Annotated in this window: 8 protein-coding genes; 2 read left to right on the top strand and 6 right to left on the bottom strand. The window is 75.6% G+C overall.

The features are described from left to right. Positions 1–318: 318 nt before the first annotated feature. The 6 genes from ACZ4W9_RS22145 to ACZ4W9_RS22120 form a co-directional block, all read right to left on the bottom strand. Positions 319–810, bottom strand: coding sequence for a methylated-DNA--[protein]-cysteine S-methyltransferase (locus ACZ4W9_RS22145; RefSeq protein ID WP_467938375.1), 492 nt, complete (start codon positions 808–810; stop codon positions 319–321). A 124-nt stretch (positions 811–934) separates the two neighbouring features. Next, positions 935–2,272, bottom strand: coding sequence for a bifunctional transcriptional activator/DNA repair enzyme AdaA (locus ACZ4W9_RS22140; RefSeq protein ID WP_467938373.1), 1,338 nt, complete (start codon positions 2,270–2,272; stop codon positions 935–937). 52 nt (positions 2,273–2,324) lie between these two features. Then, positions 2,325–3,419, bottom strand: coding sequence for a ribosome small subunit-dependent GTPase A (gene rsgA, locus ACZ4W9_RS22135; protein ID WP_467938371.1), 1,095 nt, complete (start codon positions 3,417–3,419; stop codon positions 2,325–2,327). 235 nt (positions 3,420–3,654) lie between these two features. Beyond that, the gene (locus tag ACZ4W9_RS22130; protein WP_467938369.1) at positions 3,655–5,244 is read right to left on the bottom strand and encodes a cellulose binding domain-containing protein; all 1,590 of its coding nucleotides are present in this window, start codon (positions 5,242–5,244) and stop codon (positions 3,655–3,657) included. Between the two features lie 118 nt (positions 5,245–5,362). Then, entirely contained in the window at positions 5,363–6,721 is a 1,359-nt protein-coding gene (locus tag ACZ4W9_RS22125) for a radical SAM protein (RefSeq protein ID WP_467938367.1), read from the bottom strand. 154 nt (positions 6,722–6,875) lie between these two features. Continuing rightward, positions 6,876–7,883, bottom strand: a complete 1,008-nt coding sequence (locus ACZ4W9_RS22120) for a hydroxyacid dehydrogenase (protein ID WP_467938365.1) — start codon at positions 7,881–7,883, stop codon at positions 6,876–6,878. 102 nt (positions 7,884–7,985) lie between these two features. Between ACZ4W9_RS22120 and ACZ4W9_RS22115 the strand changes: the two genes are divergently transcribed. Then, positions 7,986–9,239 carry an FAD-binding protein gene (locus tag ACZ4W9_RS22115; protein WP_467938363.1) on the top strand — a complete coding sequence of 418 codons (1,254 nt, stop codon included), beginning with the start codon at positions 7,986–7,988 and terminating at the stop codon, positions 9,237–9,239. Between the two features lie 138 nt (positions 9,240–9,377). Beyond that, entirely contained in the window at positions 9,378–10,619 is a 1,242-nt protein-coding gene (locus ACZ4W9_RS22110; RefSeq protein WP_467938361.1) for an ROK family transcriptional regulator, read from the top strand. Positions 10,620–10,827 lie beyond the last annotated feature (208 nt).

Genomic DNA, 10,827 nt, shown 5'->3' with positions numbered 1-10,827 from the left:
GGGGGGGGGACGCAACTGTGCCGGGGGGGGGGTGGGGGGGGGGGGGAGGGGGGGGGGGGGGAGGGGGGGGGGGGGGGGGGGGGGGAGAGACCCCCCCCCCCCCCCCCCCCCCGGCCTCGGTCCTGCTCCCGGTGCGGCTCCGGGGCGGACCGGGAGCAGGACCGGGCGGGCCGGGTGGAGACGACCGCGGACGTCACCGAAGTCGTTGTGGAGACGGGGCTGCTCGGGTGGGTCGGGCGGGGAGTCGCGGGCGTGGCGCGGCTGGTGGTACGGGCGCTCGACTGACCGCACGCTCACGAGTACCGCGGACGCGCACGGCTACTGGCGCAGGACGCCCTCCAGGGTGAGCAGCCGTACCTTGCCTTCGAGTCCCCCCGCGTACCCGGTCATCGCCCCGTTCGCGCCGACGACCCGGTGGCAGGGGCGCAGGATCAGCAGCGGATTGGCGCCGATCGCGCCGCCGACCGCGCGCACGGCGGCGCGGGGCGCGCCGACGCGAGCGGCGATCTCCCCGTAGGTGACGGTGGTGCCGTAGGGCACGTCGTCCAGCGCGGCCCACACCCGCTCGCGGAACGCGGTGCCGACGGCCCGCAGCGGCAGCCGGAACTCCGTCCGCTCGCCCGCGAAGTAGGCGGCGAGCTGGTCGGCGGCGGCCCGGAAGGGCCCGGCGTCCGGCCGCCAGCCGTCCAGTACGGTCCGCCCGCCCTTCTGCCCGGGCACGGACAGCGAGGTGAGCGCGCCGTCCGCGTCCGCGGTGAGCAGCAGCGGCCCGACGGGGGCGTCCAGGTGGGTGTAGTACACGGTGGTCATCGGGCCGGTGTTCCTCACTTCTCGGGTGCCGGGGAGTCCGACGGTGCCGGGGCGGGGCCGGGCTTCAGGGGATCCGCTCCCCCGCCACCCGCAGGTGCCGGACGGCGTACGAGCGCCAGGGCCGTCAGGCGTCGGGGAGGCCGGCGCCGGGCGGTGCCGCGTCGGGGTCGCCGAGGGCGCGGACGCGGAGGGTGGCGACGGTGTCCGGGTCCATGCCGGGCAGGGCGAGCAGGGCCTCCTCGGCGGTGTGCCGGTCGGCGCCCGGGTCCAGCCGTACCGTGCCGTCGGCGAGGGCGGCGGCGAGCGCGCCCAGCGGGCCGTCGGGCTCGGCCTCGGCGAGCGCGGCGGGCTCGGGGAAGAGGTGGGTGAGGCCGCGGTGCGGCGCGTCGAGCGGCTTGCCGTACCGGCGTGCCAGTTCCCCGGCGCCCTCGGGTCCGGCCAGGGCGCGGGCGGCGGTCTCCAGGGGGTCCACGGCGCCGGGCGAGCGCAGCCCGGGGCGGGCGGCGACCAGCGGGGCGAGCCGGGGGTCGGCGCCGAGCCGTTCGTCGACGGCGTACGGGTCGGCGTCCAGGTCGAACAGCCGGCGCAGCCGCTGCACGGCGGTGGTGAGGTCCCTGGGGTCGGTGAGGTGCAGCCGGGCGTCGAGCCAGCCGCCCGGGTGGGTGCCGCCGCCGGCGCGTGCCGCGCGGGCGCGTTCCCGGACGGCGGCGACCCCGGTGCCGTAGGGCAGCCGCAGGGTGCGCCGGTAGGTGCGGGTGCCCGGCGCGCCGGTCACCTCCTCGACACCGGGTACGGCCTCCCCGGCGAGCTGGTCGAAGACGGCGGCCGTCTGGTAGGGGCCGCGGTGGGCGAGCCGGAGCGGGATACCCGCGCCGGGCGCGGCCCGGCGGGCGGCGCGGTCCCCGAGGGCGGCGGCCCGCAGCTCGGTCGGCGTCGCGGCGTACACCTCGCGGATGGTGTCGTTGAACTGCCGCACGCTGGCGAACCCGGACGCGAACGCGATCTCGGTCACCGGCAGGCCGGTGGTCTGGAGCAGCACGCGCGCGGTGTGCGCACGCTGCGTCCGGGCGAGCGCCACCGGCCCGGCGCCCAGTTCGGCGGTGAGCTGCCGCTGGACCTGCCGGGCGCTGTAGCCGAGCCGCGCGGCGAGCCCGGCGACGCCCTCGCGGTCCACGACGCCGTCGGCGATCAGGCGCATGGCCCGGCCGGTGACGTCCGCGCGGACGTTCCACTCCGCGGAGCCCGGCACGGCGTCCGGCCGGCACCGCCGGCAGGCCCGGAAACCGGAGCCCTGCGCGGCGGCGGCCGTCGCGAAGAACCGCACGTTGTGCCGTTTCGGTGTGACGGCCGGGCAGCTGGGACGGCAGTAGATGCCGGTGGTCTCGACGGCGAAGAAGAACACCCCGTCGAACCGCGCGTCCCGGCTGCGTACCGCCTCGTACCTGCTGTCCTCGTCCTTCACGTCTCCCAGTGTGGTCCCGGCCGCGGGGCACGGGCCAGCGGGAATCGGACGCCTAGCTCCAGCGTCCGCGCTTGGCCTCCATGGCCGCCCGGCCCTCGGCTCCCTTCCGTTTCCAGTCCCGGCGCAGTTCCGCGCGGACCCGGGCGTCGGTCTTGGCCGCGATCCACTGGTTCTCCCGCATCAGCTTGCGGTAGCTCTCCAGCCGCCGCTCGGGAAGCGCGCCGTCCGCGACGGCGGAGCGCACCGCGCACCCCGGCTCGCTCTCGTGGGCGCAGTCGTGGAACCGGCACCGCCGGGCCAGCTCCTCGATCTCGGCGAACACCTGCCCGACGCCCTCCCCGGCGTCGAAGAGGCCGACGCCGCGCAGCCCGGGGGTGTCGATGAGCACCCCGCCGGTGGGCAGGGCGAGCAGGTTGCGGGTGGTCGTGGTGTGCCGGCCCTTGCCGTCGACGTCCCGGGCGGCCCGGACGTCCATGACGTCCGCGCCGACGAGCGCGTTGGCGAGGGTGGACTTGCCGGCGCCGGACTGGCCGAGCAGCACGCTCGTACCGGAGCCGACGAGCGCCACGAGCACGTCGAGTCCGTCGCCGTGCAGGGCGCTGACGGTGAGCACGGGCACGCCGGGCGCGCTGGTCTCCACGTCCTGCACGAGGTGGCCGAGGGTGGCCGGGTCGGGCACGAGGTCGGCCTTGGTGAGGACGACGACGGGCTGGGCCCCGGACTCCCAGGCGAGGGCGAGGAACCGTTCGACGCGGCCGAGGTCGAGTTCCACGGCGAGGGAGACGGCGACGACGGCGTGGTCGACGTTGGCGGCGAGGATCTGTCCCTCGGACCGCTTGGAGGAGGTGGAGCGGACGAAGGCGGTGCGGCGGGGCAGATAGGCCCGCACGTAGCGCGGGTCGCCCTCGGGATCGACGGCGACCCAGTCCCCGGTGCACACGACCTTCATCGGGTCGCGGGGCACGACGTACTCGGTGTCGGCGCGGAGGGTGCCGGCCGCGGTGACGACGTCGCACTGGCCCCGGTCGACCCGCACGACCCGGCCGGGCAGCAGCCCGTCGGCCGCGAACGGGGCGAACGCGTCGGCCCAGTCCTCGTCCCAGCCGTAGGGGGCGAGGGCGGAGAACACAGCAGAGGTGGAAGACAAGGGGAGAGACCCTTCACAAGGGTGGCCCCGGGCACACGCGCACGCTGCGCGGTGGGTTCAGCCGGCGGCCACGGAGGTGGACTTGAGGAGTTCCTGGATGCGGGCAGCGCCCGGCACAGTGACAGCCATCGGTCGACACCTCCTCGTTCTCTCTCGTGTTCGCACGCCGCCTCGGCGTGTGGGGCAACTGTAGCCCGCGGGCGGGTCGGTGCGTCAAAGCATTTTCGCCGGGTCCTCAACTCGCGGCGCAGGACGCCCCGTCGAGCCGGAAGTCGGACGGGACGCGGTTCTGTTGCCGCCAGGTGCCGAGGAACCCGAAGGACAGGGTGGAGCGGGCCGGGGCCGTTCCCGCGTAGTCGGCGGCGGTGGCGGTGACCCGGGTGCCGTCCTGGTGGGCGGTGGCGTTCCAGGTCTGGCCGATGCGCTGGCCGTCGGGGAAGGTCCAGGAGAGCCGGCGGCCGGTGGGGGCCCGGTCGGTGGTGACGGTGACCGTGGCCTGGAAGCCGCCGGGCCACTGGCCGTCCAGGCGGTAGACGACCCGGCAGCCGGCGGACGGGGCGGAGGCGCCGGCCCCGCGGGAGGCGGCGGAGGCGCCCCCGGGCCCGGGGCCCGGCGTCCCGTCGGCACCCGCCTTCCCGCCGGCGGTCGCTTCCCCGCCGGCGTGCGGTTTGTCTCCGGGGGACGGTTTCCCTTCGAGGGACGGTTTCTCTTCGGCGGACGGTGCCGCGTCGGCGGAGGGAATCCCGGTCGGGGTGGGCGGGGCGGCGGGGGTGCCGCCGCCGGTGGGGTGGGGGGCGGTGCGGGAGGCGTCCGAGGCGGCGGCCGGGGGGCGGGCGTCGCGGGCCGCGGTGTCCTCGCGCACGGCGGCGGTGTCCTCGGGGGGCGCCGTGCCGTCGCCGGAGCCGCCGAACCGTGTCAGTGACGCCCCGAGCGCCAGCGCCGACAGTACGACGGCGGTCAGCAGCGGCCCGCCGCGCGGCACCCGGCGGCGGCCCGGGGCCGCGTCGGCGGCGTCCGGATCGGGGCCGGCCGCGCCGAGGCGGACCTCGGAGGCGCGGCGGCGGCGTTCCAGATAGGCGAGGCCGCCCCAGCCGACGACTTGGCCGGCCAGCGCGGCGGGCAGTCCGCCGCCGTGCGGGCGCAGACAGGCGGCGGCCTCGGCGCACCGCGCGCAGGTGGCGAGGTGCCGGGAGAGGTCGGCGGGGATCTCGGCGGCCGGGGAGCGGGTGCCCCCCTCCAGCAGGCGGGCGTGGCCGCGGCAGGGCGCGGCCGGCGGGGAGTCGAGGTGGGCGCGGCGGCAGCGGTCCCGGAACAGGGCGCGGACCCGGTCCAGCGCACCGGCGGCGCCGGCCGGGTCCAGGCCGAGGCGGCGGGCCACGGTGGGCAGCGGGAGCGCCTCGACCTCGGCCAGCCACAGCAGCTCCGCGTCCGCCCTGGGGAGGTCCCTGAGGACGCGCAGGGCGATCGGGCGGCCCCGTGGCGGCCCGGCGAACCGGGCGGCGCCCTCGGAGTGGAGCCACAGCCTCAGGCCGGGGTCGAGCCGGTGTCCCCGGCCGTCGGCCTCCCAGGCCGCCGCGGTGTCGCGTACGGCGGTGAGCAGCGCCGGGATCGGCGGCAGCCCCGGGGCGCGGCGGCCCGGGCCGCGCACGGGGCCGCCGGCGGCGGCGCGGACCTCGGGCAGACCGGCGGTGAACGCCTCGGTGGCCAGGTGGTGGGCCGTCGGCGAGCCGGCGGTGCACAGGTCCGCGTAGGAGAGCACCACGTCCCAGTACTCCGAGAACGACGCGGCCTCGGTGTCGCTCCGGGGGGTCGGCAGGTCGGACATGGGACTCCCGCATCCACGAACGAGGTCAACTCTCCGGAGGGGGAAGGGGGAGTTGCGGAAAACCTCGCGGCGGGCACAGAGCCTTTCACGTCTTCGACACGACTGACAAACGGGCTGCTCACATACGGTCACCCACGGTGGCGACCGTCGTGCCCCCGGCCGGCTCCACCGGCTCGTCGGCGGGCAGGCTGTCCATGAAGGAGCTGACGGAGAACACGGCGCGGCCGGGTCCGGGCGGGCCGTAGCCGGGCGGGGAGGACAGGCCGAAGTCGTCCATGGTCCGCCGGTAGGCCTCCAGCAGCCGGATGTGGTACTCCAGCGGCGCGCCCTGCGGGTTGGCCTTGCCGAGCGGGGTGGTGGGCTCCGGGCACCAAGTGGTGAAGCGGGGCGTGATGCCGTGCGACATGAAGAAGCGCAGGCCCTCGGTGGTGGAGGCGATGGCCTCGTCGACGGTGGTGAAGCCGAACGGCTCGGCCATCTCCACGCCCGCCACGAAGTTCGGGATCACGTTCCGCGCGCCGAACACCTCGGCGGAGTCCAGGATCCGGCGGTGCCACTCGTCCCGGCCGACGTAGCGCTCCTTGCCGGGGCAGTACAGCTCGAACAGCCGGCGGTCCCACACCTCGAAGTTGGGGTGGTAGATCTGCACGCCGTAGTCCTTGAACCGCTGGACGTCCGCCTTGGGCAGCGCCTGGGCGACGACCTTGCCGATCCAGCGGCCCGGGAAGCGCTCCTCGATGGCCTTGGCGTAGTGGCCGTAGAAGTCGGCCTCGTCGCGGCCCGCCACCTTGGAAGTGATCGCGCCGCCGGTGAGGGTGTAGGCGGTGGACGCCTTCTGGGTGTCGTACCGGTCGATGATCTCCAGGGCCTCGAGGACCTCCTCGACGTCCTTCACCCCGGTGTAGGGCCGGCCGGCCGCCTTGTGCTGGCGCCAGTTGTGATTGATGTCGCAGTACTGGCACTCCTCCTTGGCGCCGAAGTACTGGCAGACCCGGAAGACGGTCAGGTAGATGAGGTAGCCCCACTGGATAGTCGGGGCGACCTCCATCACGGACTTCCCGTTGGAGAGGGTGTGCCGGTAGTACTCGGGCATCGGCGGCACGCCGACGTCGGCGATGCGGCGGCCGTCGAGGTAGAGCCCGAGCAGTCCCTCCTCGTCGGCGGCGACCCGGTAGGGCGAGGCGGGGTTCACCCGGACGGAGACGACCGTGCGCCGCAGGTCGTACGGGCCGCCGGTGAGGATGATCTCCTCCGGGGGCCGGCGCAGCGCGGCCTCGCCCAGCTCGGGCAGGGTGCCGTGGTCGAAGGAGAAGATGAAGTAGGACTTCGGCTTGACGTCCCCGTCCTCGTTGTCGCTCAGGGCGGACTCGTCGAAGGCGACACCGCCCCGGAGCAGGTCCTCTTTGAAGACGGCCTCCCGGGGGACGTGCGGGAACCGCTCCATCAGATCCTCGACCAGCGCGGTACGACTGCCCATTCGTCTTTCTCCTCCCGGTTCAGGCGTACGGCTCACACCGTATGCCCCCGTCCCGGGCCCGGCGGTGCCGGGTCCCCCGCCCGGCGCGTGACGCGGTCCGGCGCCGGGCCGGCCCGGGGGCGCCCCGGCCCCCGGTGGGCGGCGGTGCCGGGGGTCAGGCCGTCCGTTCCAGTGCCGCGTGGTCGACGGCGTGCCGCAGGGGCTCGCCGCGGGACAGCCGCTCCGCCTCCTGGACCACCGTCCGGCCGAGGCGGGCCACCTCGTTGCCCAGCGAGCCCGCCAGGTGCGGGGTGACGAAGGCGTTCGGCAGGTCGTACAGCGGGGAGCCGGCGGGCAGCGGCTCGGGGTCGGTCACGTCCAGCACGGCGCTCAGGCGCCCCGAGCGCAGGTGCGCGACCAGCGCCTCGTGGTCGACCAGGGCGCCGCGCGCGGTGTTGATCAGCACGGCCCCGTCGCGCATCAGGCCGAGTTCGCGGGCCCCGATCAGACGGCGGGTCTCGGCGGTCTGCGGGGCGTGCAGGCTGACGATGTCGCTGGTGCGCAGCAGGTCGTCCAGCGGCCGCAGCGGCACGCCGAGCCGGGCCGCCTCCGCCGTGTCCACGTACGGGTCGGCCAGGGTGACGTCGAGGTCGTGCGGGCGCAGCAGGTCGATCAGGCGGCGGCCGACCCGGGAGGCGCCGACGACGCCGACGCGGCGGCCGTGGTTGCCGACGCCGGGGAGGACGCCGTCGTAGGGGACGGCGCGCCGGGCGCGCATCGCGTCGCGCAGGGCGAAGACGTCCTTGCCGGCGAGCAGGATCATGGCGAGGGCGTACTCGGCGACGGGCAGGGCGTTGGCCTCGGCGGCCGAGGAGACGGCGATGCCCCGCCGCCACACCTCGGCCGTGGTGAAGCCCTTCACCGAGCCAGCCGCGTGCAGCACGGCCCGCAGGCGCGGTGCCGCGTCCAGGACGGCCGCCTCCAGGCGGGGGCAGCCCCAGCCGGTGACGAGGATCTCGGTCCGGGCGAGGGCCCGCCGTACCCGGGGGGCGGTGAAGTCCTCCGCCACCAGGGCGGGGTCGATGTCCACGCACGCCCGCAGCCGCCGCAGCAGTTCCGGCGGGAACACCGCCGGCACGTTCCGGGCTGTCATGGCGAACAGGGCGTACGGCCGCTCGGTCAAGGAAGGGGCCTCCCGGCTCGGTGACGCGCGGACAGCAACCGTTCTCTACGGTAGGTCCCGGCCGATGAGAGGGTCAACGGATCACCAGGTGAGGGAGTCAGGATGACGGACGTGACGGAGACGGTCACCAACTGGGCGCGCAGCGTCTCGTACACGGTCAAGGAGTTCCACCGCCCGGACACGTTCGAGGCGCTGCGGTCGGTGGTGGCCGGCAGCACGAAGGTGCGGGTCCTGGGCAGCGGGCACTCCTTCAACCGGATCGCCGACCCCGGCGAGGAAGGAGTGCTGGTGTCGATCGCCGGGCTGGAGCCGGTGATCGACGTGGACGCCACGGCCCGTACGGTCCGGGTCTCCGGTGGGGTCCGGTACGCGGAACTCGCCCGGGCGGTCCACGCCCGCGGGCTGGCCCTGCCCAACCTGGCCTCGCTGCCGCACATCTCGGTGGCGGGCTCGGTGGCGACCGGCACCCACGGCTCGGGGATGGGCAACGGTCCGCTCGCGGCGGCCGTACGGGAGGTGGAACTGCTCACCGCCGACGGCTCGGCGGTGTCGATAGGCCGCGGGGACCCCCGGTTCGACGGTGCGGTGACCTCGCTCGGCGCCCTCGGCGTGGTCACCGCGCTCACCCTGGACCTGGAGCCGGCCTACGAGGTCGAGCAGTACGTGTTCACCGACCTGCCGTTGGAGGGGCTCGACTTCGAGGCGGTGGCGGGGTCGGCGTACAGCGTGAGCCTGTTCACCGACTGGCGGCGGCCGGGCTTCGGGCAGGTGTGGGTCAAGCGCCGGACCGATCAGCCGGCGGTGGACTTCCCGTGGGCGGAGCCGGCGAGGCAGGCGCTGCATCCGGTGCCGGGGATGCCCGCGGTCAACTGCACGCTCCAGTCCGGGGTGCCGGGGCCCTGGCACGAGCGGCTGCCGCACTTCCGGGCCGAGTTCACGCCGAGCAGCGGCGAGGAGATCCAGTCGGAGTACCTGCTGCCGCGCGCGGCGGCGGTGGACGCGCTGCACGCGGTCGACGCCGTCCGGGAGACGGTCGCCGGGGTGCTCCAGACCTGCGAGGTGCGCACCATCGCCGCCGACGCGCAGTGGCTCAGCCCGGCACACGCCCGGGACTCGGTCGCGCTGCACTTCACCTGGGTGCGCGACGAGGCGGCGGTGCTGCCGGTGGTGCGCCGGCTGGAGGAGGCGCTGGCCCCGTTCGACCCGCGCCCGCACTGGGGGAAGGTGTTCGGCGTCCCGGCGGCGGACCTGCGCGAGCGGTACGCGCGGCTCGGCGACTTCCGCGCGCTGGCCCGTGCGCTGGACCCGGCGGGCACGTTCACCAACGCGTTCGTGCGCGAGCTGCTCGGGGAGTGACCCGCCCCGCCGGAGGACACTTCCTCCAGCCCCTTTCCTAACCCCTTGTCGAACGTCCCCGCAGCCCATAGCCTGACGCCCGCGCCGGTGCCCGCGCCGCCCCGGCCCGGGCCGGACGCCGATGGGAGGGGCAGCCGCGTGAAGCGCACATCGCGCGACATCCGCACCGCGAACCGCTACGAGGTGCTGCGCGAGATCATCGCCGGGTCCCCCACCTCCCGGCAGGAGCTGGCCGCGGCCACCGGGCTCAGCCTCGCCACAGTGGCCACCCTCGTCGGCGAGCTGCTGGACCTCCGCATGATCACCGAGGTGGGGTTCGAGGACTCGGCCGGGGGCCGGCCCCGGGGGCTGGTCGCCGTCAACGCGTCGGGCGGGGCGCTGATCGGCGTGGACATCGCGGAGACGTACGTCCACGTCGAGCTGTTCGACCTGGCGCTGAACGTGCTGGCCCGGGCCGAGGAGGAGACGCGGCCCGGGGAGAGCCGGCCCGAGCAGGTGGTCGGGCGGGTCGCCGCCGCCGTCGGCTCGGTGCTCGCCCAGGCCGGTGTCGAGCCGGCCCGGGTGCTCGGCGTCGGGGTGAGCGTGCCGGGGCAGGTGGACCGGGACACCGGGGTCGCCGAGTACGCCCCCAACTGGGACTGGCACGACGTGCCGTTGCTCGATCTGCTCGCCGAGCACATCGCCTACCCCCTCCACCTGGACAATCCGCTGCGCGCCTGTGCGGTGGCCGAGCTGTGGTTCGGGGCGGCGCGGGGCCGCGGGGACGCCGTCGTGGTCAACCTCGGCACCGGTGTCGGCGCCGGGCTCGCGCTCGGCGGCGGGCTGCACCGGGGGGTGAGCAACAGCGCCGGCGAATGGGGGCACACCACGCTCGTGCTGGACGGCCGGCTGTGCCATTGCGGCAACCGCGGCTGTGTGGAGACGTACGTCGGCGCGCCCGGCATCATGCGGAACCTGCGCGAACTCAGCCCGGATTCCGACCTGTTGCGCCCCGAGGACCAGACGGCGACCATCGACGCGCTGGCCCGCGCGGTGGCCGGGCGGGACCCGGTGGCGCTCCAGGTGGTCCGGGACACCGCCCGTTACCTCGGCGCGGGCATCGCCGACCTGATCAATCTGCTCAATCCCGAAGTGGTGGTGCTCAGCAGCTGGGTGGCCGCCCGGCTGGGCGAACCGCTGCTCGACGAGGTCCGGCAGGCGGTCGCCCGGCACGCGTTGCGCCGGCCGCTGGCCGCCACCGAGATCGTCCTCTCCCCGATCCCCACCGATCCGGTGTCCCTCGGCGCGGCCACGTTCGCGCTGGAGGGGGCGCTGCGGTCGGTCGGGCAGCGGGCGGTGCGGCGCACCCGGGCGGGCAGCCGCACGGCACCGCAGGCGTGACGCGCCCGGGAAGCCGCACGGCACCGTCCGCATGACGCCGCCGGGGAGCCCCGGCCGCCCTTCCGTTCCCGTGGCCCTCCTGTCGTAGCCGAGGAGGGTCCGCGGCTCCTCGAAGCCTGGCGCCCATCTCCCCTTGTCCGTAAGGCCGTTCGCGGTGCCGAACGGAGTGCAACAACTCGCGCGGGCTTCGTCCGACCCCTTGCCGAAG

This window comes from Streptomyces sp. NPDC029296 (genome assembly GCF_055569255.1).
This window is presented reverse-complemented; position numbering and strand designations above follow the sequence as displayed.

Bases quoted from the DNA above. Each gene is read 5' to 3' on its own strand.
- ACZ4W9_RS22145 (WP_467938375.1), bottom strand. From the start codon at position 810: ATGACCACCGTGTACTACACCCACCTGGACGCCCCCGTCGGGCCGCTG.
- ACZ4W9_RS22130 (WP_467938369.1), bottom strand. From the start codon at position 5,244: ATGTCCGACCTGCCGACCCCCCGGAGCGACACCGAGGCCGCGTCGTTC.
- ACZ4W9_RS22125 (WP_467938367.1), bottom strand. From the start codon at position 6,721: ATGGGCAGTCGTACCGCGCTGGTCGAGGATCTGATGGAGCGGTTCCCG.
- ACZ4W9_RS22115 (WP_467938363.1), top strand. From the start codon at position 7,986: ATGACGGACGTGACGGAGACGGTCACCAACTGGGCGCGCAGCGTCTCG.